The organism is Cryptosporangium aurantiacum, from assembly GCF_900143005.1.
Classification (GTDB): Bacteria; Actinomycetota; Actinomycetes; order Mycobacteriales; family Cryptosporangiaceae; genus Cryptosporangium; species Cryptosporangium aurantiacum.
The window spans coordinates 17009-39107 of the sequence record NZ_FRCS01000025.1; the positions used below are offsets into that span (position 1 = coordinate 17009).

16 protein-coding genes are annotated in these 22099 nt (G+C 70.6%); 8 read left to right on the forward strand and 8 right to left on the reverse strand.

Translation table 11 applies throughout. The annotated features are described in order from the left end of the window. Positions 1-39 precede the first annotated feature (39 nt). Both BUB75_RS40500 and BUB75_RS40505 read left to right on the forward strand, forming a co-directional pair. Positions 40-801 carry a FadR/GntR family transcriptional regulator gene (locus tag BUB75_RS40500; protein ID WP_073265540.1) on the forward strand — a complete coding sequence of 254 codons (762 nt, stop codon included), beginning with the start codon at positions 40-42 and terminating at the stop codon, positions 799-801. A 55-nt stretch (positions 802-856) separates the two neighbouring features. Then, positions 857-1627, forward strand: coding sequence for a PDC sensor domain-containing protein (locus tag BUB75_RS40505; protein ID WP_218618074.1), 771 nt, complete (start codon positions 857-859; stop codon positions 1625-1627). Between the two features lie 11 nt (positions 1628-1638). On the opposite strand, the gene BUB75_RS40510 is transcribed toward BUB75_RS40505, so the two are convergent. Genes BUB75_RS40510 through BUB75_RS40520 form a run of 3 tightly spaced genes read right to left on the reverse strand, consistent with a single transcriptional unit; the run spans position 1639 to position 5019 of the window. Next, positions 1639-2220, reverse strand: a complete 582-nt coding sequence (locus BUB75_RS40510) for a hypothetical protein (protein ID WP_143175731.1) — start codon at positions 2218-2220, stop codon at positions 1639-1641. A gap of 4 nt (positions 2221-2224) precedes the next feature. Beyond that, positions 2225-3451, reverse strand: a complete 1227-nt coding sequence (locus BUB75_RS40515; protein WP_073265546.1) for a hypothetical protein — start codon at positions 3449-3451, stop codon at positions 2225-2227. Between the two features lie 38 nt (positions 3452-3489). Continuing rightward, positions 3490-5019, reverse strand: a complete 1530-nt coding sequence (locus tag BUB75_RS40520; RefSeq protein ID WP_143175732.1) for an APC family permease — start codon at positions 5017-5019, stop codon at positions 3490-3492. A gap of 205 nt (positions 5020-5224) precedes the next feature. Between BUB75_RS40520 and BUB75_RS40525 the strand changes: the two genes are divergently transcribed. From BUB75_RS40525 to BUB75_RS40545, 5 genes are all read left to right on the forward strand, one after another. Beyond that, positions 5225-5797, forward strand: coding sequence for an NYN domain-containing protein (locus BUB75_RS40525; RefSeq protein WP_073265550.1), 573 nt, complete (start codon positions 5225-5227; stop codon positions 5795-5797). Between the two features lie 104 nt (positions 5798-5901). After that, complete coding sequence (locus BUB75_RS40530; protein WP_073265552.1) at positions 5902-6519, forward strand: OB-fold-containig protein; 618 nt, start codon at positions 5902-5904, stop codon at positions 6517-6519. Between the two features lie 8 nt (positions 6520-6527). Beyond that, complete coding sequence (locus BUB75_RS40535) at positions 6528-8651, forward strand: flotillin family protein (RefSeq protein WP_073265554.1); 2124 nt, start codon at positions 6528-6530, stop codon at positions 8649-8651. After that, positions 8648-13492 carry a DNA repair ATPase gene (locus tag BUB75_RS40540; RefSeq protein ID WP_073265557.1) on the forward strand — a complete coding sequence of 1615 codons (4845 nt, stop codon included), beginning with the start codon at positions 8648-8650 and terminating at the stop codon, positions 13490-13492. Before BUB75_RS40535 ends, BUB75_RS40540 begins: the two co-directional genes overlap by 4 nt. Positions 13493-13504: 12 nt before the next feature. Beyond that, complete coding sequence (locus tag BUB75_RS40545) at positions 13505-14650, forward strand: glycosyl hydrolase family 18 protein (RefSeq protein WP_143175733.1); 1146 nt, start codon at positions 13505-13507, stop codon at positions 14648-14650. Here the strand turns inward: BUB75_RS40545 and BUB75_RS40550 are convergent. Continuing rightward, positions 14640-15281 (reverse strand): DedA family protein, encoded by a 642-nt coding sequence (locus BUB75_RS40550; protein WP_073265561.1) that lies wholly within the window; start codon positions 15279-15281, stop codon positions 14640-14642. The genes BUB75_RS40545 and BUB75_RS40550 overlap by 11 nt on opposite strands. Positions 15282-15405: 124 nt before the next feature. Here BUB75_RS40550 and BUB75_RS40555 point away from each other — a divergent pair, with 124 nt between their 5' ends. After that, entirely contained in the window at positions 15406-16434 is a 1029-nt protein-coding gene (locus BUB75_RS40555) for an alpha/beta hydrolase (protein WP_073265563.1), read from the forward strand. A 6-nt stretch (positions 16435-16440) separates the two neighbouring features. On the opposite strand, the gene BUB75_RS46825 is transcribed toward BUB75_RS40555, so the two are convergent. The 4 genes from BUB75_RS46825 to BUB75_RS40575 form a co-directional block, all read right to left on the reverse strand. Further along, the gene (locus BUB75_RS46825) at positions 16441-18588 is read right to left on the reverse strand and encodes a hypothetical protein (RefSeq protein WP_073265566.1); all 2148 of its coding nucleotides are present in this window, start codon (positions 18586-18588) and stop codon (positions 16441-16443) included. Positions 18589-18603: 15 nt separating this feature from the next. Beyond that, on the reverse strand, positions 18604-19803 hold the full coding sequence (locus tag BUB75_RS40565) for a lipopolysaccharide biosynthesis protein (RefSeq protein WP_073265568.1): 1200 nt from the start codon (positions 19801-19803) through the stop codon (positions 18604-18606). Between the two features lie 80 nt (positions 19804-19883). Next, positions 19884-21287, reverse strand: a complete 1404-nt coding sequence (locus tag BUB75_RS40570) for a glycosyltransferase family 2 protein (RefSeq protein ID WP_073265570.1) — start codon at positions 21285-21287, stop codon at positions 19884-19886. A gap of 9 nt (positions 21288-21296) precedes the next feature. Then, on the reverse strand, positions 21297-22049 hold the full coding sequence (locus BUB75_RS40575; RefSeq protein WP_178380105.1) for a polysaccharide deacetylase family protein: 753 nt from the start codon (positions 22047-22049) through the stop codon (positions 21297-21299). Between the last annotated feature and the right edge of the window lie 50 nt (positions 22050-22099).

Here is a 22099-nt window from a genome sequence, read left to right on the forward strand (position 1 = left end):
AAGGCCGCAGCGTCGCGCAAGAGCAGGGGAAGGGTCGGCATGGGGACGCGACGGTTCTACCGTGGGCCGCGGTCCGCGGTCTTCGCGCCGCTCGAGAGCCTGAGCCGGACGGAGCTGGTCACTCACCGGCTCGCCGACGCGATCATGCTCGGCCTGCTCACCGACGCCGAGCAGTTGCCGAGCGAGACCGACCTCGCTACTGAGTTCGGGGTCTCCACCGTGACCGTGCGGGAAGCACTCACCGCGCTGCGCCAGCGCGGTCTGATCGAGACCCGCCGCGGCCGGGGCGGCGGCAGCTTCGTCCGGTCGCCCGCGGAAGACACCGGCGACGCGCTCCGCGACCGGCTGCGGGCGTTCAGTCCGGGCACGCTCCGTGACATCGGCGACCACTACGCGGCGATCAGCGGGGCCGCCGCCCACCTCGCCGCCGAGCGTGCCGACACCGACGACGTCGAGCGGCTGACCGCTGCGGTGGCCACATTGGAGGCGGCGGTGACCCCCGGCGACCGGAGACGGGCGGACGGACACTTCTCGATCGAGGTCGCCGCTGCGGCCCAATCCGCGCGTCTGACCAGGGCGGAGATCGCGCTGCAGACCGAAGTGGGGCCGCTGCTCTGGCTGGTGCTGGAGGACGACGCCGCGCACCGGCGCGCTGCGGAGCGGTGCCGCGCGCTGACCGCGGCGGTCGTGAAAGGCGACAGCGCGAACGCGCGCGCCGCTGCCGAGAACCGCATCCACGACGCGGTCGACGACCTTACTGAGCGTCATCTCGAACTCGTCCGCGAGACGACGAACCCATAGCGGGATCCCCCGGACACCCGACCCTCTCCGGCGCTGGTTGCGGGATGATCCGGGGATGGATCGCACGCGCCATCCGCACATGACCGCGACGCCGCTCGGCGCCGCGCTGTCCGGGGTGGTCACCGCGGTCCGCACCACGGTCGAGGGGGTCTTCGCGGGGGTCGCCGCGTTACGCCGGGACGCCGAGGCCGTGTTCGGGCGCGCCCGTGAGATCGGCACCCCGGTCGAGCGCGACGATCTCGCGGAGCTCTACCCCGCGCTCACTGCCCCGCTCCGGACGCCGGGCGGCTTGGCGAAGGGTGCCGGGTTCGTCGCGGCGCCGCGCACGCTCGCCGACGCACCATGGTGGCTGGAGTGGTGGATCCGGGAACCGGCGGGCGAACCGAGCCGGCTGATCGTCGACGTCGACCCGGACGGCGAGCACTTCTACGACTACACCACGCTGCCCTGGTACCGAGACCCGCAGCGCACCGGCCTGCGGAACGTCGCCGGGCCCTACGTCGACTACCTCTGCACCGACGAGTACACGCTGACGTTCACCGAGTCGGTCAGGGACGGCGCCGCGTTTGTCGGGGTCGTCGGCAGCGACGTCGACGTGGGCCGGTTCGAGGCGATCGTGCTGCCGTCGCTGCGTGCGGTGCCGTGCGTGGCGACGCTGATCAACGCGCACGGCCGGGTGATCGCGTCGAACTCACCGCGCCGCAGCGGCGGGTCGCTGGTGCGGGACGTCGACGTGGCCGCGCTGTGGGCTGCCGGGGGCCCGTCCGACGGTACGCGGCTGGTGCGGTGCGGAGACTTCCCGATCGGGATCCTGCTGGAGCCCTAGAAGCTGGAGCCCTAGAAGCAGGGTGCGTCCGCGGGCCACCGCTCGGCGAGGACCAGGTGTAAATGGCCCACGTCGCCGAACTCCTCCAGGCCGACGTAGTCGTGCGCGACCCGCACAAAACCCGCGGGCACCTCGATCTCCAACGCCTCCCGGAGCTGGCGGCGTGCCTCCTCGGTGGTGCGGACCTCGTCCGTGCCGTCCAGCGCCGCGAACAGGTCGGCCTGCAGACCGGACGGAGACGGGTCGACGCGCACCCGGTTGCCCGCGCACTCGACGCGCATACCGGCCGGGACTCGCGCTCGGTAGTACTCGAAACAGGCGGTGAGCCGTTCGTTCTGCGCGGGTGTGGGAGCGTCGGCGCCGTACAGCGGAGGTAACAGCTCGAATCGGAGGCCCGCCCAACCGACACCGTGCCCCTCCAGCGGGACCTGCACGGTCTCGATGCCCAGCGCCGGTTCAGCGCCCAGCCGGTCGCGGACCGCAGCCCTGGCCGCGACCAGGTCGGCCGACGGCCCCAGCCGCTCGCCGGTGGACAGCACGGGTTCCCAGCCGTCATCGGTGCGGCGGTAGGTCACCGCGATCCGCTCGTCCACCACCTCATCCTGCCCGACTGTCCTTGTGCAGCGGAGCGGTGAGCGCGGACACGATCAGGATGCTCAGCCGGCGCGCCCGGTCGGCGGTGAGACCTGCCTCCTCGGCCGCCTCGTCGACGATGTGACCGACGGTGGCTGCGCCGAGGCTGCTCAGGTGGGGCAGCGTCGTGGCCGGCCCGTGGATCGGGCGTCGGCTCGCCGCCTTCCGGTTCCGACGCCAACGGACGACGCCGTTGTGGTGACGCGTTCCGACGTGCCCGAGGACGCCGGTCGCAGCGCACGTGAGCATCGCCAGCGTGAGCGGAGTGACGAGTTCGGCGTTGTCGCCGCCGAGTTGCAGGGCGAGCGGATCGTCACGCTTGGCGCCGGACAGCGACCACCGGATGACCCGGCGCCGGAGCATCTCGTCGGTGAAAAAGCGCCGGGCGACGATCGGGAAGCGAGCCAGCTCGGCGGGCGCGAGTTCCTCGACGATACGGTTGGCGGCACCGGCCACCGTATGCGGCCCCAGGCCCGTCACCGGCTCCGGCTCCGGCTCCGGCTCATCCCGCTCGTCCCGCTCGTCCGGCCCGCCCAGATCCCCCGAGCCGGGCGAACTCGCCGCGGGCTCGCCCGCTTCCGCGCGGTCGTATCCCGGGCCGTGCTGTCCGGAGACAGGGTGTCCGGAGACAGGGTGTCCAGCGGCATGGTGTCCGGAGGCGCGGTGTCCGGAGACGCGGTCTCCCGAGGCGCGGACTCCCGCGCCGACGCCTTCCGAGGCGTCGTCCCCCGGAACGTCGCCTTCCGGAACGTCGCCTTCCGGGACGTCGTCTCCCGGAACGTCGTCTCCCGGGCCGTCGTCGAACCGGGGTTCGTCCGACACGTCGGACGCGGCCTCGCCGACGGGCCGCTCCGGCTCGGGCTCCGACACGGACCGAGACCCAGACGCGGGCTCAGCAGCGGCGGGCCAGACGACCTCACCCTCGATCACGGCGGGCGCCCGCTCGGCGAACCCACCGAACGGATCGTGTGCTTCGCGTCCGATCGACGGTTCCCGGTACGGGTTGAGCACGAACCGCGCCGTCGGAGCGTCGTCCTCGTCGTACTCGAGGAGCCCCCGGTACGGGTTCAGCACGAACCGCGCCGTCGGCGTCTCGTCCTCGGTGTCGGGATCGAGCAGGAACGGGGCGGTCGGCGCGTCGTCATCGAACGCGGTGCTCCGGTGGCGTCCCTCCCCGAACGGGCCGCTCATCGGGCGCCACCTCCCTCGTTACGCGCGCGATGACGCCTTTATCGGCCGTTTCTGGGCCCGGATGAGGCCGATACCCCATCAAATTCGAAGGGCTGGCCGGCGTCCCAGTTGTCGGGGTTCGATTCGGCGGCCTTGCGCGTCCCGGCGAGCCGCTCCAGCAGGTCCGGCCGGGACGACCGCACCAGCTGCGCCCGCACGATGCCCGCCACGAACGTCAGCGCGACGAGGATCGGCAGTAGCCACGTCAGCAGCGATCCGGGCTCGACGTCGAGCCGGGCGTCGGACTCTGCCACGGTCAGCACCAGCAGCGAGGCGAGCGCGACACCGGCGGTCAGGGCCGCGATCAGCACGCCCTCCCAGCCGAAGAACCCGTCGGACTCCGAGTCGCTGCGCAGGAAGTACACGGCGATCGCGAAGAACACCACGACGAACATCAGCACCGCGCTCAGCGCGCCGAGGTGCGACATGATCAGGAAGACGCCCAGGTACGGCTTCGCACCGGCGACCGCGAACACGAGCAGGACGACGATCGTCAACCCGCTCATCGCCCACGAACCGTGCAGCGGCACCCGCCGCGGACCGTGCTCCTTGGCGAACCACGCGGGCAGCAGACCGTCCGCCGCGGCCACCTGGAAGTGCCGCGCCGCGAGGCTGTGGAACGCGAGCAGCGCACCGACCGTGCTGACGGTCGTGATCAGGAAGAACGCGTTCGCGGCGCCGGCGCCGAAGTTCGCCTCGATCGAGTCGGGCACCAGGAAGATCGGGTTCTCCCGAGCCTCGACGACAAAGTCGTCGCCGCCGGTCACCACGGTCACCAGCCAGGTGGACGTCGCGTAGAGCACGACCAGCCCGAGGATGCCGAGGTAGGTGGCCTTCGACGCGGTCTTCCGGCCGGCGCCCGACTCGTTCTGGAACACCCGCCCGGCCTCGACGCCGACGTAGGTCAACGCGAGGAACCCGACCGCCGCTCCGATCGAACCGCTGAACACCGACGTCGGGTCGAGCGCCTCCGGCGTGATGCCGTCCGGGCCGGGCTTCGTCAGCGCGGAGAGGTCGAATAGGAAGATGCCAGGGAGCTGGATCACGACGATCGCGGCGAGCACGATCGCGCGGACCTTGAAGCTCGTCGTCCCGAGGAAGCCGATCAGCGCGACGACCGGCACCGCGATCATCCACCACTCGACGCTGATGCCCGCGTCCCCGAGCGGAGTGACGATCTCCTCGCCGATCAGCCCGACGTTCGCGATCGTCATCGACGCGTACGTGAGCGCACCCAGCGCCGCGACGCCGTAACCGATCGCTGCGCCGAGACCACGCCCGGCAAACGTGTAGAGCCCCTTGGCGTCCGGGATCTGTCGCGCCGCCGCACTCCAGGCCGCCGCGGAGACCAGCATGATCGCGCCCAGCGCGCTGTAGAGCAGGGGTAAGCCGAGCACTCCGGTGGCTGCACCGATGCTGCCGACGCCGCCGGACAGCAGCGTGATCGGAGCGGGCACGGCCACCACGATGGCGGTCAGGACCAGCATCTTCGCCAGGGAACGCGGTGGGTTGGGGGCGGTACCGGACACGGCCACGGGCTCCTCAGGTGATGCTCATCCGTCTCAGCACGAAGGTGACAAAAATCGAACACCGATGCTGAAGCAGAGGCACACGTTATCAGTCGGGTTAGTGAGGAAAAGCAGTGCGGCAGCTCACACGAGGGCACGGAACGGATGCCCCCGGCCGGCAGCCCCGACGAGTCGTCCCTGGCCAGGGCGACTACCGTGTCCTCACATGGACCGGGCCTCTGTGCAGACCACCTATCTACTGGTCGACGGCGAGAACATCGACGCCACGCTCGGCAGCAACATCTTCGGCGGCCGTCGGCCCAGCCCGCAGGAGCGTCCCCGCTGGGAGCGCGTCCGGGACTTCGCGAGCGAGACGTGGGACCGCCAGGTCAAGGCACTGTTCTTCCTCAACGCCAGCTCCGGGCAGCTGCCGCTGCCGTTCATCCAGGCGCTGCTCGCGTTGGACTACCAGCCGATCCCGCTGTCCGGCGGCGCCGGGGAGAAGGTCGTCGACATCGGTATCCAGCGGACGCTCGACGCGCTGGTGGACCGGCCCGGCGACGTGCTCCTGGCCAGCCACGACGGGGACTTCTTCGACCAGATCGAGCGGCTGCTCGACGGGAACAGACGGGTCGGGCTGCTCGGCTTCCGCGAGTTCGTCAACTCCCGCTTCACCGAGCTGACCGCTCAGGGTCTGGAGATCTACGACCTCGAGGACGACGTCCGCTGCTTCAACGCGCGCTTGCCGCGCGTCCGAATCATCAACATCGACCGCTTCGACCCGCTCCCGTACCTGTGAGCCGGTCCGGCTGAGAGTCGTACATGAGACGTCTCGCTGTTGCGCGTTGAAACAACCTGTCACTCTGCTGACCACAAGAACAACAGCGGAGAGGACACGGCCCGGTGGGCGATCTGGTCAATGCGGCCTTCGGTTTCCCGGCGGTTCTCTTCACGTTCGCCCTGGCGGTAGTGGTCGGGTACTGGGTGCTGGTGATCGCGGGTGGTCTCGGCATCGACGCACTCGACTCCGACGGAGGTGCGGAGGCGTCCGATGGCGGTCTGTCCGGCGCGCTCGGCGCCCTCGGTCTCGGCGGGGTCCCGGCGAGCGTCACGCTCACGGTCCTGATCGCGGTGGCCTGGTTCGGCAGCTTCACCGGAAGCGCGCTGGTCGGTAACGACGGCGTGCTCGTCGACGTCGGCATTCTCACCGCGGCGATCGTGGTCGCCTGGCTCGCGACCAAGCTGGCGGTCCGTCCACTCCGCCGATTCTTCCCGGAGGAGATCGTGGCCTCGCGCTCCGATTTCCTCGGCCAGGTCTGCGTGATTCGTACCGGTCGGGTCGACGCGAAATTCGGCCAAGCGGAAGTGACCGCCGAAGACGGATCATCCGCCCTTGTGCAGGTACGTCAAACTGGCGAGTACGAACTCAGCGCCGGGAATACCGCGCTGATCTATGACTACGACGCGGACGGCGAATTCTTCTTCGTCATGCCGTTCAACGCTGCCCACCCACGGAGCTGAAGACACCTATGGACGCTGTGGCCCTCGGGGTCGGCGTGATGATCGCCGTCGCCCTGATCGTCGTAATCGGGCTCGCCTTGATGGTGAGCCGGCTGTTCAAGAAGGTCGAGCAAGGCAAGGCACTCATCGTGTCGAAGGTCCGGAAAGTGGACGTGACCTTCACCGGCGCGACCGTTGTGCCGGTTTTACACCGCGCCGAGGTCATGGACATCTCGGTTAAAACTATCGAGATCGCCCGTACCGGCCGCGAAGGCCTGATCTGCCGCGACAACATTCGCGCGGACATCCGGATCACGTTCTTCGTCCGCGTGAACAAGACCGTGGAAGACGTCATCAAGGTCGCGCAGGCGATCGGGACCGCACGGGCCAGTAACCAGGAAACGCTGCAGGAACTGTTCAACGCGAAGTTCTCCGAAGCGCTGAAGACGGTCGGTAAACAGCTCGACTTCGTCGATCTCTACACCAAGCGCAACGAATTCCGCGACCAGATCATCGCGGTCATCGGAACCGACCTGAATGGTTACAGCCTCGAGGACGCCGCGATCGACTACCTCGAGCAGACGCCGCTCAATCAGCTCGATCCGGCGAACATTCTGGACGCCCAGGGCATTCGGAAGATCACCGAGCTGACCGCCATCGAGCACGTGCGCACGAACGAGTTCCAGCGCACGGAGGAGAAGGAGATCACCCGGCAGAACGTCGACGCCAGGGAAGCCATCCTGGAGCTCGAACGCCGGCAGTCCGACGCCGAGATCAAGCAGCGGCGTGACGTCGAGACCAACCGCGCCCGCGAAGAGGCCGAGATCGCCCGCGTCCAGGCGGAGGAGCGGCTCAAGGCCCAGAAGGCGCACATGATCACCGACGAGGCGCTCGGCGTCCAGAACGAGAACAAGGCGCGGGAGATCGCGGTCGCCGAGAAGAACCGCGAGCGGGTCCTCGCGATCGAGACCGAGCGGATCGAGAAGGACCGTCTGCTCGAAGTGATCGCCCGCGAGCGCGAGACGCAGCTGACGACGATCTCGAAGGACAAGGAAGTCGAGGCCGAGAAGCGTGCGATCGCGGACATCATCCGGGAGCGCATCGCGGTCGAGAAGACCGTCGCCCAGCAGGAAGAGGACATCAAGAAGCTGCGCGCGATCGAGGAGGCCGAGCGGCTCCGCCAGACGCTGATCATCCAGGCCGAGGCCGAGGCGCAGGAGAAGCTGGTCAAGGACATCAAGGCTGCGGAGGCTGCCGAGCAGGCCGCGGCACACATCGCCCGCGAGCAGCTGGTGCTGGCCGAGTCCCGGCAGCAGGCCGCCGAGCTCGACGCGAACGCGAAGATCCGCCTGGCCGAGGCCACCAAGGCCGAGGCCGCGGCGGCTGGACTGGCCGCCGTACAGGTGCGCGAGGCCGAGGCGGACGCGATCGAGAAGGGCGGTCTCGCCGAGGCCGTCGCCGAGCGGGAGAAGGGCCTGGCCGCGGCGCTGGTCGCCAAGGAGAAGGGCCTGGCCGAAGCCGCCATCGCGAAGGAGAAGGGTCACGCGGAGGCGTCGGCCGCCAAGGAGAAGGGTCTGGCCGAGGCCGAGAGCCTGCGCGAGAAGCTGAAGGGCGAGGCCGAGGGTCTCACCGAGAAGGCCGCCGCGATGGCCGCGCTCGACGAGTCCACCCGCGAGCACGAGGAGTACCGCCTCCGGCTGGAGATGCAGAAGGAGATCCAGCTGGCGAACATCGACGTCCAGCGTCAGGTCGCCGAGGCACAGGCCACGGTGCTCGCCACCGGGCTGGAGCAGGCCAACATCGACATCGTCGGCGGCGACACGGTGTTCTTCGACCGGCTGATGGGCTCGATCGCGCTCGGTAAGGGCGTCGACGGGTTCGTCCAGCACTCGGACGTGGCCAGCAAGCTGACCCAGCCGTGGCTGGACGGCACCGCGAGCTTCACCGACGACCTGGGCCGGATCCTCGGAGCGGTCGACACCGCCGACATCCGGAACCTGACGATCTCGGCGCTGCTGATGAAGCTGATCAAGGCGAACGGCCCGGACAGCGCGAAGCTCGGTGAGCTGCTCGGCTCCGCGCGCCAGCTCGGCATCGCCGACACCCCGCTGGCCCAGCTGACCGCGCTGAACGGCGCGACGGCGAAGGCGTGACCGAGGTTCTGCCCGAGCCCGCCGGCGGCACGTCCGCCGGCGGGCCGGCTCCCGAAGCACCCGCACCCGGGCTGGACGTCGGGACGTACGAGGTCTTGCGTAACCGGCTGGCCGCGCAGGCGACGGAGCTGGCCGGGCACGCCGAGGCGCTCAACGACCGCCGGCTGGAGGTGTTCGGCGGCACCGAGCTCCGGCTGACCGGTACCGCCCAGATCCGCACCCAGCACAACTGCGTGCCGCGGGACATCGCGTCGGTCGGCGACCGGCTGCTCTTCGGTTACAACGCCTACCTGGGCATGAAGCCGGAGACGACGGTCGAGGACGTGTTCTCGGTGCACCGGCTGGTGCGGGACGAGGACCGGATCGCGTTCGAGGAGCTCGAACACGATCCCCTGCTCACGGACGGCCAGTTCGGCAAGGATCTCGGCGAGCAGTACCGGTACTACCGGGAGAGCACGCTGCTGCAGCTGCGGCGGCTCGACCCGCTGCTGCTCGCGGTGTTCCGGACCAGCCCGCGTGCCGACGACAACCGGGTGCTGCGGTGGCGCCTGGAGCTGGATGGCACCGCGCAGTACGTCGACAACAAGGGCGAGCGGGACCACGTCCTCCCGGCACCGCACGACTTCACCTGGACCGAAACCACCCGCAAGGACCACGTCCTCGGCAGGCACCCGCACATCTCGATCGAGGGTGAGGTGTTCGTCGAGACGATCGGCGGCGACCTCACGATCAAGGTCGAGAACAACACCGAGTCCGGCGAGGGCATCTATACCGAGCCGGTCGTCGAGCCGCTGCAGAGCCTCGCCGACGCCGACGTCGGCTACGCCCGGCTCGGGCCGCTGATCCTGCTGCGGATCCGTCCGTACAAAGAGGACGCCTGGCGCTACCTGATCTTCAACACGCTCACCCGGGACGTGCTGCGTCTCGACGGCATCGGGCAGGCCTGCCAGCGCCTGCCCGAGGACCAGGGCCTCATCGTGCCCGGCGGGTATTACCTCGCGACCGGCGTCCACCGGGTGTTCGACGCGGACACCACCGGGCTCGAGTTCGAGCGGGTCGTCCGGTCGACCAACGGCGAGGACGTCCTCTACGTCTTCCACGACCGGAACGACGGCCGCTACCTGCTGCTGCCGTACAACGTCATCCGCAAGGAGATCGCGAACCCGATCGCCTGCCACGGGTACGCGTTCTACGACGACGGCACGATGGTCGTGCTGCGGGCCACGTCGTCCGAGCCGAGCCGCATCCACCACCTGCAGGTCTGGCAGACGCCGTACGTGTCCGACGCGTACGCGGCGGCGCAGCCGGTGGGCACCGGGCCGCTGGAGCGGATCGGCAACGCCGACCTGGTCCGGGGCATCTCGGACCTGCTGTCGGTCGCCAGGATGGCCGAGGAGACGACGCCGACCTCGGCCGCGTTCGACGCGCTGATCGGGGCGTGCCGCCGGGCCGTCGACCGCTACCACTGGCTGGGCGAGAACGGGCTGGAGGCGCCGCTCGCCCAGTTGCGGCGCACGGCCGAGCAGGTGCGCGAAGAGTTCGAGAAGGTCCAGAGCCTCCGGGCGCTGGCGAACGAAGCGCTCGAGGCCGCCGAGAGCGAGCTCGGCACGCTGATCCGCGGCGCCCGCACCGAGACGCCGGCCACCGCCGACGCGTGGGCCGCACAGCTCGCGTCCCTGCGTCGGGCGCAGGGACGCGTGGTCGGGCTGCGCGAGGTCCGGTACATCGATCAGGCCGCGCTCGACGCGCTCGCCGGGGAACTGACCGACGAACTGGCGACCGCCGGTCGGCGGGCGGTCGAGTTCCTGCGTGGTGACGGCGCGTTCGACAGCTACGAACAACAAGCCCAACAGCTCACTGCGGACGCCGAAGCGATCGCGTCCGTGGCCGAGGCGACGCCGCTCGCCGAGCGGCTCGACCAGCAGTCCGACGGACTCGCGGTGGTCACCGAGGTCCTCACCTCGCTGGACATCGAGGACGCGAACGTCCGCACCGAGCTGCTCGCCCGGATCGGAAACGTGCTCGGCAGCATCAACCGGGCCCGCGCCACGCTCGACGCCCGGCGCCGCGAGCTGCTGGCGGTGGAAGGGCGGGCCCAGTTCGCGGCCGAGTTCGCGCTGCTCGGGCAGGCCGTGACCGGCGCGCTGGCGGTGGCGGACTCACCCGAGGCCTGCGACGAGCAGCTCGCGAAGCTGATGGCCCAGGTCGAAGGGCTCGAATCCCGGTTCGGGCACTTCGACGAGTTCCTCGGGTCGCTCGCCGAGAAGCGCGAGGACGTCTACGAGGCGTTCTCCGCCCGCAAGCAGGCGCTGCTCGACGACCGGCAGCGGCGGGCGAACCGGCTGGCGCAGTCGGCGGACCGCATCCTCGGCAGCGTGCAGCGCCGCGCCACGACGCTGGCCACGCTCGAGGACGTCAACACGTACTTCGCGACCGACCCGATGGTCGGCACGCTCCGGGGCCTGATCGGCGAGCTGCGGACGCTCGGCGACCCGATCCGCGCCGAGGAGTTCGAGCGGCGCCTGGCGACCGCGCGCCAGGAGGCCGGCCGGTCGCTCCGGGACCGCACCGACCTCTACGACGGCGACACGATCCGGCTGGGTCGGCACCGGTTCGCGGTGAACACCCAACCGGCCGAGCTGACGCTGGTGCCGCACGAGGGCCGGCCGATGTTCGCGATCACCGGCACCGACTACCGGGCGCCGGTCACCGACCCGACGTTCGCCGCGACCGCGGAGTTCTGGGACCAGCCGCTGGTCTCCGAGGACGCGACGCTCAGCCGGGTCGAGTACCTCGCGGGCTCGTTGCTGCTCGACGGGGTTCGCGACCCGGCGAAGGTGCAGGCCGCGGCGGCCGAGCGGTACGAGGAGGGGTACGAGCGCGGCGTCCACGACCAGGACGCCGCGGCCGTGCTCCGGACGCTGGTCGAGCTGTACGACGGCGCCGGGCTGCTCCGGTACCCGCCGGCGGCGCGGGCGGCTGCGCAGCTGTTCTGGGCCTACCGTGCGCAGGACCGCGGGCAGTGGGAGGTCCGCGCTCGTTCGCTGACCCGCGCTCGGGAGATCTTCGGCACGGCCGAGGGCCTCGACGCGCTGACCGCCGACCTGGCTGCCGAGATGACCGACGCCGACCAGCCGCTGCTCGCCGCCGAGTATCTGATCGCTGAGCTGGCGAACGAACCGTTCGGGTTCGTCACCGGGCCGACGGCTGCGGCGCTGGTGGCCGGATTCGAGCGGAAGCTGGGCCCGGAGGCGTCCGCGTTCGACGAGGACCTGAAGGCTCTCGGCGACGACCTGCCCGGCCGGTACCAACTCGCCCACGCGTGGCTGTCGGCGTACGCCGGGGAGGCCACCGGCGAGGACCTCGACGAGGCGGTCGCGTTGCTGCTCATCGGCGACGACGTCCCCCGGCGGGCGTCGGACGCCGTGGTCGAGGCGACCGTCGACGGGCTGCTGTCCGCGCATCCCCGCATCGAGGGGCGGACGCTGCGGGTGCGGCTGGACGACCTGCTCGCGCGGGTGCGCCGCTTCGCCGACGTCCGGGTGCCCGCGTTCCGGGCGTACCAGAAGCAGCGCAACGCGGTCGTGGCCGCGGAGCGTGACCGGCTGCGGCTGGACGAGCTGAAGGCGGGCGTGCTCAGCTCGTTCGTCCGCAACCAGCTGGTCGACCAGGTCTTCCTGCCGCTGATCGGCGACAACCTGGCCAAGCAGCTCGGCACGGTCGGCCCGGACTCGCGGACCGACCAGATGGGTCTGCTGCTCCTGCTCTCCCCACCCGGCTACGGCAAGACGACGCTGATGGAGTACGTGGCTTCGCGGCTCGGTCTGGTGTTCGTGAAGATCAACGGCCCGGCGCTGGGCCACGACGTGACGTCGCTGGACCCGGAGCAGGCGCCGAACGCGGCCGCCCGGCGGGAGGTCGAGAAGATCTCGTTCGCGCTGGAGCTCGGGAACAACACGCTGCTCTACCTGGACGACATCCAGCACACGTCGCCCGAACTGCTGCAGAAGTTCATCTCGCTCTGCGACGCCACCCGCCGGATGGACGGCGTCTGGAACGGCGAGACGAGAACGTACGACCTGCGCGGCAAGCGGTTCGCGGTCTGCATGGCCGGTAACCCGTACACCGAGTCGGGGCAGCGGTTCCAGGTACCGGACATGCTGGCGAACCGCGCCGACGTCTGGAACCTCGGTGACGTGCTCTCCGGGCGCGAGGAGCAGTTCGCGCTGAGCTTCCTGGAGAACTCGCTGACGTCGAACCCGGTGCTGGCACCGCTCTCGACCGGCGCGCCCTCCGACGTGGAGCTGCTGGTGCGGCTCGCGCGCGGTGACGCGACCGTGCGCCCGGATCAGCTGGAGAAGGCGTACTCGTCGGTGGAGTTGGACCAGATCCTCGGGGTGCTGCGGCACCTGCTGCGGGTCCAGCGGGTCGTATTGGCGAACAACGAGGCATACATCGCGTCGGCGGCCCAGGCCGACGCGTCCCGCACCGAACCGCCGTACCGGCTCCAGGGCTCGTACCGGAACATGAACAAAATGGCGCAGCGGGTGCTGCCGGTGATGAACGAGGCCGAGCTCGAAGCCGTGATCGACGACCACTACGTCGGCGAGGCGCAGACGCTGGCCGCGGACGCCGAGGCGAACCTGCTGAAGCTGGCCGAATTGCGGGGCAAGCTCACCCCGGAGGCCGCCGCGCGCTGGGAGGCTGTCAAGGAGGGGTACCTACGCGAGCGCGCGCTCGGCGGGACGGACGATCCGCTCGGGCGCGCGGTCGGTGCGGTCGGCCTGCTCGCCGACCGCGTCCGCGACGTCGAACAAGCGATCACCCGCTTGCACCGCTGACCAGGAGGAATCTTGGCGCCTGACCGGGCTCCGCGGCGACGCTGGAGCCCGGTTGCGCGCCGACGGGTTCGGCTGCTCGCTGTTGTGCTCGGGGTGGCGATCCTGCTGGGGCCGGAGCTTCGGCCCAAGGTCGGGCCGGAGATCGTTCAGGGCGACGAACGAGTGCGGCGGACGATGGGCGCTTGGCTTCCGTACTGGAACACGCAGGCCGCCTACCGGACCGTGCTGCGCAACGCGGACCTGTTCGAGTACGCGAGCCCGTTCTGGTACCAGACCCGCGGTGTCACCACGATCCGGCCGCGCCGGGGTGCGGGCAATGGTGATGTCGTCAGCGGGCTGCGCCGGGAGGGTCTGGCCGTCCTGCCGACCGTGACGCTCGGCCTCAACACGACGCAGTGGGTGACCGCGATGCGTCCGGCCGCGAACCGGCGCGCGCACGTCTCGACGCTGATGCGGCTGGCGAGCCGCTACGACGGGCTCGACCTGGACTACGAGTCGTTCACCAAGACGTCCGACGCCCGGGTCGCGAACCAGGTCCGGTTCACGTTCACCGACATCGCGCGGGACCTCTGCACGCGGCTCCACGCGGTGAAGAAGCGCTGCACGATCACGGTGATGGCGCGCACCAGGCCGGCGCCCGCGAAGTTTCGCGGCCCGTACGCGGCCTGGGTCTACGACTATCCGACGCTGCTGGAGTTCACCGACCGGCTCCGCGTGATGGCGTACCACGAGCACGGCGCCGGAAGCCGTCCCGGACCGATCGCCGGCACCACTTGGGTGCGTCGGGTCGTCCGGTACGCCACCGAGGCGGCCGACCGGGTGGGGGCTCCGCGGTCACGAGTGGAGATCGCGCTGCCCGCCTATGGGTTCGACTGGCCACTCCCCCGCGGACGTGGCAAGAGCCGGACGACCGCTCAGATGGAGGCGCTCCGGACCCGGCTCGGTGCGGAACGGACGTGGGATCCGGTGGCCGAGGAGTACTCGTTCCGGTACGTCCAGAACGGCGTCGAGCGGGTCGCCTGGTACCCGGAGGCGCGGTCCACCCAGCACAAACTCGACGTCATTCAGCAGGCCGGTGCGCGGTACGGGCTCTGGTACCCGGGCGGTGAGGATCCGGCCGTCTGGGACGACGCTTTCCGGCCCGCTTCTACTTGGTGAGCTCAGCAGCGGGTTCTTCAGCCGGGCGTCCGCGCCGGCGTAGCGTCCGAATGGCCCAGAGCAGCAGGACAACGGCGAGAAGCCCGACGATCACGTAACCACCGGTGCTGAGCACGCCCTCGATCCTGCGGGCCGCCGAACCCAGCGCGGCACCCAGGCTGATGTGCAGCAGCGACCAACAGGTGGCGCCGAGCACCGCGGCGGGGAAGAAGCGGTACGGCGCGAGGCCCGCGCTGCCGGCCGCGGCCGGGGTGAGGGCGCGGACCGCAGGCAGGAACCGGACGAAGAACACCGCCCAGGCGCCGCGGCGCTGGAGTGTGTCGGCGGCGCGGTCCCAGAGCGTCGCGCCGTAACGGCGGACCATCCGGGTCTCGCGGAGGCGCGGGCCGTAGCGGCGGCCGATGAGGTAGCCGATCGAATCGCCGAGTACCGCACAGGCAGTGACCACCGCCCAGAGGGCCAGGAAACGCGGTGCGGTGGTGGCCGTGGTCGAGGCCACGAGCAGGCTCGACTCGCCGGGGACGACGAGGCCGAGGCCGATCGTGCACTCGCCGAGCACCAGAAGGCCGGCCACGGCGATGACCGCCGGGGGCGGTAACGCCTGCAACCAGTCCAGTACGTCACCCAGCATGTGCGTTCCTCTCGACCCGGACGCGTTCGTGTCGTAACGGACGCTAGGTCGAGCCTGACAGCCGAAAAACGACCTTTCGTCAGGGACGAACCCCTACTTTGGCTGGGAGTGATTGGCTGGTGGCATGCTGCCCTGGGATGCCGAATTGGCCGGTGAACTCAATCGGGACACGATCGACTCGACGCTGCTACGGGACAACCCCCTAGGGGATCCCCACGAACGCCCGATCTGGGTCTACACGCCGCCGGGCTACGAGGACGACCCGGAGAGCCGGTGGCCGAGCGTCTACGTGATCCAGGGGTACACCGGTCACCTGAGCATGTGGGCGAACCGGGCGCCCTTCCGCCAGCCGTTCCCGGAGACCGCCGATGCGGTGTTCGCGTCCGGGGAGGCGCCCGGGTGCATCGTCGTGTACGTCGACGCGTGGACGCTGTACGGCGGCTCGCAGTTCGTCGACTCGCCGGGCACCGGGAGGTACCACTCGTACCTGTGCGACGAGGTCGTGCCGTGGGTCGATGCCCGGTACCGGACGCTGGATCGGCCGGAGTCGCGGGCGATCGCGGGCAAGTCGTCCGGTGGGTTCGGCGCGATGATCACGCCGATGCTGCGGCCGGATCTGTTCGGTGCGCTGGCGACGCACGCCGGGGATTCGCTGTACGAGTACTGCTACCTGCCGGAGTTCGCGAAGGCGGCGCGGTACCTCCGGGAGTACGGTGGTGACATTCTGCGCTGGTGGGACGAGTTTCGGCTGCGGCCCTCGTTCACCAAAGAAGCGGACAACACGCTGCTGATCCTGCTGGGCTGTAGCGCGTGCTTCTCCGCCGACGACGACACCACCGTCCGGCTGCCGTTCGACCCGGTGACCGGTGAACTCGTCCCCGAACGCTGGCAGCGGTGGCTCGACTGGGACCCGGTGCGGATGGTCGACAAGCACGCCGACGCGCTGCGGTCGCAGCAAGCGATCTGGATCGACGCGGGCACGCGGGACGAGTGGTTCCTGGATTTGGGCGCTTCGGCGTTTCACGCCGGGTTGAAGCGGATCGGTATCCCGGACGAGCGCATCCACTTCGAACTGTTCGACGCCGGGCACGGCGGCATCGACTACCGCTACCCCCAGTCCCTGACCTGGCTAGCCCACCGCCTCGCCCGCTAGCGCTGCTCAGGGGGCCGGTTCTAGGCGGTAGATCGTGATGTCGGCTCGGCGGTAGTACGTCGACCAGCGGGGGGACGCGTCCAGGGCCTTGCGGAGGGCGTCCACTGAGCCGTCGGGCAGGTAGCCGAAGTACTCGGTGTTCTTGCGCATCTGGTCGGTCACCACCAGGAACGTCTCGGTGCCGCCGTACGATGCCGCCCACGTCTCGATCGCGGGTAGCTGGTCGGCGTCGAGCGTCAGGCGCCGGAAGCTCGGCTCGTCGACGATCGACGGGTCGACGCTCCGGCCCGGGTTGATCGAGCCGTAACCGGCGGTCAGCCGGGCCGGGAACGCGGCCGCGACCAGCGTCATCGTGGAACCGGCAGGCGCCTGCTCCTCCAGGTACTGCGCCGCGCGGACGTCGGCCGGCGGCACCGCGTGCAGCATGAACTGGCCCTGCAACCCCTGGAGACCGGCCAGCGCGAGCACCGTGAGGATCACGCCCGACGTGAGCCCGCGCCACACCCCGGCGCGGAGCAGCACCCACCACGACGCGGCGAGCAGCGCGCACCACGGCAGCGAGAACAAGAAAACCCGGTAGATCGCCTCGCCGCCGTAGTTTTGCAGGAGCAACAGCAGGAACGGTGTGAAGCCGAGGACGAGCGGTATGACCACCAGCCCGAGGCTCCGGCGGCGCCGCCAGCCGACGACCAGCGCGGTGAGCCAGACGAGGAACGCGAGTGCCCGGGCGACGACCGCGGAGAACTTCTGCGGCGTGCTCCCCCAGCCGCTGGAGTTGCCGGACGCGTTGCTGAACAGGTTGAACCCGTCGAACAAGTGGTACTGGCTGCTCACGCCGCCCATCCGCGGCAGAAAGTATCCACCGGCGACGACCGCGAGCACGCCGATCAGCCAGTACGGGCGGATCAACCCCAGCACGGTGAGTACGCCGACGCCGAACAACAGCAGGTACGGCGTCAGCTGGTGTGCGACGGTGATCGCCGCGAACAGCAGCACGACCGCCAGCAGCAGCGGCCAGCGCGGGCGGTCGCGCACCGTGGGCGCGTCCCGGACCAGCAGGAGCCGCAGCCGGTTGAGGCGTCCGGCGGCCCTGGAGGCGGGCAGCCCGCGACAGCCGTGCATCAGCAGCGCGAAGAACCCGAGGCTCAGCGCGTACGCGAACGCCTGCGGTGAGAAGTAGTTCTGGTCGACCCAAAGGCAGGCCGTGAACCCCAGGACGGTGCCGAACAGCACCCGGGTCGAGCGGCTCAGCGTCGAGACGACGGCCGCGATCAGGACGACGTCCAGCAGCCCGAAGTACAGCGACGACCAGGCCGCGAACCGGATCGAGGGCACACCCGCCACGGTGGAGAGCTGCGCGACCGCCGCGAAGAACGCCGGCCACTGCTGGTAGATGTCGTCGGCGTCGAGCACGGCGCCGTGCTGCTGGATGAACTCGACGACGCCGACGTGCTTGTACGTCCAGGAGTACTCGGGCACCGGGAGCATCAGCGGCGCGCTGCCCCACATCTGGCACGCGAGAACGCCGACGCCGGCGATCAGCACCGGCAGGCGCTCCCGGCCGAACAGCTCGACGCCGCAGCCCAGGCAGGTCATCGCGACCGCGGCGACGAACGGTACGCCCAGGCCCCAGGTCAGTCCGTACGGGCCGATCTGGTCCGGGTCCGCGCGCAGGACGGTGACCAGCCACAGCGCGGCTCCGACGGTCAGCAACGTCGGCGCGAGCGCCCCGGAGCCGATCGGCGGCGGCGCGGTGGTGTCCGCGGCTGACGGGCCGCCCACCGGCCGGAGCCGCCCGAGCGCGAGCCCCGCGGTGACCACCAGCGTCGCGGCCGTCGCCGCCGATGGATGCCACTGCTCGGCCCACACCATCAATGCGGCCACCAGCGCGGTCAGCCCGAGGCTGAACGTGATCGCGAGCCCGACCGCCAGAATCCGGTCGGCGATCCGCAGGTACGACACGATCGCGGCGCCGGGCGCGGCCGTCATGAACGCCAGCAGCAGGACCAGCCGCACCGGTCCGTGCGGGATCAGCAGTGCGACCGCGCCGACGATCGCGAGCAGCAACGCCAGCGCCGCGAGCCTGCTGTCGAACGCCCGCGGCCCGGTGTCCGCAGTGCCTCTCGACACCGGCGACAGGAGAGGGGTACCCACCCCGCCATTCTGTACCTATTGTGGTGAATTACTGGCAACCGTCCTGAACCGCGCCACCAGCGCCGGAAGCAGCACGACCGCACCCAGCGCCTGCGCACCGACGTACGCCACCCCGACGCCGGGCAGGCCGAGCCCCGGCAGCAGGGCCACCGTTCCGGCGAGGAACACCCCGGCGGTGACCGCCTGGACGAGCACCGCCGGCCAGAGCCGGTTCGCCAGCATGGCGAGGCCCGAGTACACGATGACGACCGCGGTGAACGGGAAACTCAGCGCGGCGATCCGCAGCAGGCTCCCACCGCCGTCCGCGAACGCACCACCCTGGACGAGCAGCAGCGTCGGGCCGAGGGCCACCAGCCCGACCGTGCCCGCAGCGGCGACCACGGCGACCAGCCCGACCGTGCGGCGCAGGTGGTGCGCTAGACCGTCCGGATCGCGGCCGACCTGCGCGATGAACGACATCATGATGTTCCAGACGAGCGTCTGGAGCGTGATCACGATCAGCCACGGCACCGCGAAGTAGGCGTTCGCGATCGACCCCGACAGGTGCAGCACGAGCACCGGCGGTATCAGCGTGACGACGTTCCCGACCAGGTTGTTGACGTACTCGGCGGCGACGAAGTTGCCCAGTTGGCCCGCGCCGGGCAGCCGGGACTCACCGTCCGAGCGGGACGGCGCCAGCCGCGCGAAGATCACGAACGTCACCACGACCACCGCGATCGCGGCCGGGATGCACCAGGCTGCCGCGATGCCCAACCGCGAACCGGTCGCGACCAGCGCCACCAGCAACACGAGCTTCGCGCCGGACGTCGCGACGTGCTTCGTCACCACCGAACCGGCCCGCTGGAACGTCGTGAGCACACCGTCCTGCACGTAGAACAGCGCGTAGACCGCGACCGCGAGCACGAAGCCCAGCGGGTCCCACGCGCCGAGCCCGAACCCGGAGCCGAGCCCCAGCAGCAGGTACAGCGAGCCGAACAGCACCGACGCGATGAGGATGCCCGCGTAACCCGACGCCAGGAACGCGGTCGTGCGGCGTCCGGCCTGCGGCAGGAACCGCACGAACACCGACTGCAGGTTGAGCTGCGCGATCCCGGACACGAGCGCGATCGCGGAGACCGTGGCGTTGCCGTGCCCGACCGCCTCGGTCGGGTACAGGCGCGCGGCGGCGACCCAGAACAACATGTTGAGCGCCGACGCCAGCACGGTCGAGGACATCAGCGCGGACGCCTGTCGGACGACGGCTGATGTCCTCCATCCGGACGCTGTGCGCGCGGCGGGCCGGGCGGGCGCCAGCGTCACCGGAGGCCGACCGCGGTCTTCGGCGCGGCGGTGACCGCACGTCCGCGGAGTGCACGCCGCCCCCGGAGGTATCGCCAGACACCGACGAGCAATCCACGGCGGTTCGCCGCGAAGAGGCCGGGCGGAAAGTCCTCCCGGACGGTGCTGACCCGGACGCTGTCCTTGCTGGTGAGGTCCCGGAGCGCGCGCGGAACCAGCCGCACCAGCTCGAGGACGACGCGCGGATCGTGCCGGATCAGCGCGGCGTAGTACGCGGTGAGCCCGGAGCCGTAGCCCGCCATCTGCCTGCGCAGTCCGTCGAGGTCCGGTCGGTGCACATGGCGAACCAGCGCCGACGGGCGGTACAGCGTCACCGCGCCACCGTGCAGCAGGCGGCTGAACACCAGCGTGTCCTCGCCGCCCTGCGCCGGAGTGCCCGCACCGAGCGCCTCGTCGAACCCGCCCAGGCGGCGCAGCGCCGCCAGCCGGAACGCCATGTTCGCGCCGACGCCGTAGGCGGGCAGCGGATACAGCGGGCTCTGCTCGGTCCATGAATTCTTTTCGACCGACTCCTGCCGAGGTCGCTTGACCCACGGCATACGCGGAGGTTGAAAAGAGTTCACAGGGCCGAACGCGTCCGGCGTGAACCCGCGCCCCTTGCTGTGGCCGCCGAACTGCTCGAACCAGACCTGAGCCTGGGTCCGCAGCTCGGCCGGGACGACCGCGCCGGACATCGCCGCCGCGGCCGGGTTCTCGACGAACGTGCGGGCGACCTCCCCGACCCAGTGCCGGTCGACCCGGACGTCGTCGTCGGTCCAGGCGACGACACGGTCGGCGGGCTCGTGGCTCAGCGCGGCGATCGCGTGGTTGCGCGCCCGGGAGAGGCCGGGGCGTGGCTCGACCGTGTACCGGATCGCCAGCCGGCCGACGAACTCGTCGACGACGTGGCGAGTGCGGTCGCTGGTCGGCGCGTTGTCGACGACCAGCACGTCGAAGCGGTCGTACTCCTGGTCGACGAGGCTGGCCAGGCAGGCACGGAGTTCGTCGGGGTGCTCGCGGGTGCAGATCACGACCGTGACCGGCTGCTCGGCCGCGAGCGCGTGGTTCCGGTCGGCGATGAACGGCGGCACGTGCGCCGGGACGACACCGTGCACCGTGAGCGCGTCGGGTGCCAGCCCGACCTCGGTGAGCCGCCGCCCGATGGCGTCCGCACCGGCAGCGGTGGCGGTGGCGGCCAGCAGGTCCGCGGGGGTGAGGCCGTCGTCGGGGAGGTCGATCGTGACCATCGCCAGCGGCTCGGTGAACAGCCGGACGATTACCCACGCCGCGTCGGCCCGGTTCCCGAGGGCGTCCACGGCGGCCACCGACGGCAGCGGCGCGGAGAGCTCGACGTCCAGAACGACGCCGGGGATGCGACCCATGGGTGGCTCCTAGGTGAGTGGGTGGCCGAGGTGGACGGCGGCTCGGCGGGCGACGCGCCAGGCCGGCTGGAGGGCGCGCTTGACCACTGGCACGAGACCCGGTTCGCCGGACGTGACCAGCGCCCGCAGCGCGTTCGGTTCCAGGCCGGGCGTCGGCTGCAGGCGGGGCAGCGCGTACCGGTCGTCGCCGGGGCGGGCCAGCCGCCGCCCGATCACACACGCGCTCCGGTACCCGGCTTCGGCGACCGCACGGCGCACGGGCCGGCTGGTGTAGCCGTGCGGATAGCAGAACGACTGCACCGGTGTCTCGAGCCGCCCGGACAGCTCGGCCCGGCTGCGGACCAGCTCGTCCACCAGGACGTCGGTCGGCAGCGTGTCCATCGGGCGGTGTTGCCGGGAGTGGCTGCCGATCTCGACGCCGGACGCGGCGAGCGCGGTGAGCTGATCCCAGTCCAGGTATCCGTCGGTGCCGACCGTGCCGGTCGGCACGTAGAGCGTCGCCCTGGCGCCGAACTCGGCCATTACCACGGCGGCGTTCAGGAAGTCGGTGTACCCGTCGTCGAACGTCAACGCGACGATCGGCCGGGTCGGGTCGGTGGCCTTCGCACCCAGCGCCTCGGTCAGCCCGAGCAGCTCCCACCCGTCGGCGGCGAGCGTCGCGATCTGGGTGCGGAAGTCGTCCACCGGTACCCGTAGCGGGTCGGGCACGGGGTCCGGGGACGACGGGATGCCGTGGTACATGAGGATCGGCAGCGCGGTCATGGGGAGCCCGGGCCTGGGGAGCGCGGGCCTGGGGAGCGCGGGCCTGGGGA

Coding starts and splice junctions, on each gene's coding strand:
- BUB75_RS40500 (WP_073265540.1), top strand. CDS start 40: ATGGGGACGCGACGGTTCTACCGTGGGCCGCGGTCCGCGGTCTTCGCG.
- BUB75_RS40505 (WP_218618074.1), top strand. CDS start 857: ATGGATCGCACGCGCCATCCGCACATGACCGCGACGCCGCTCGGCGCC.
- BUB75_RS40515 (WP_073265546.1), bottom strand. CDS start 3,451: ATGAGCGGCCCGTTCGGGGAGGGACGCCACCGGAGCACCGCGTTCGAT.
- BUB75_RS40525 (WP_073265550.1), top strand. CDS start 5,225: ATGGACCGGGCCTCTGTGCAGACCACCTATCTACTGGTCGACGGCGAG.
- BUB75_RS40535 (WP_073265554.1), top strand. CDS start 6,528: ATGGACGCTGTGGCCCTCGGGGTCGGCGTGATGATCGCCGTCGCCCTG.
- BUB75_RS40550 (WP_073265561.1), bottom strand. CDS start 15,281: ATGCTGGGTGACGTACTGGACTGGTTGCAGGCGTTACCGCCCCCGGCG.
- BUB75_RS40555 (WP_073265563.1), top strand. CDS start 15,406: ATGCTGCCCTGGGATGCCGAATTGGCCGGTGAACTCAATCGGGACACG.
- BUB75_RS40565 (WP_073265568.1), bottom strand. CDS start 19,803: ATGTCCTCGACCGTGCTGGCGTCGGCGCTCAACATGTTGTTCTGGGTC.
- BUB75_RS40570 (WP_073265570.1), bottom strand. CDS start 21,287: ATGGGTCGCATCCCCGGCGTCGTTCTGGACGTCGAGCTCTCCGCGCCG.
- BUB75_RS40575 (WP_178380105.1), bottom strand. CDS start 22,049: ATGACCGCGCTGCCGATCCTCATGTACCACGGCATCCCGTCGTCCCCG.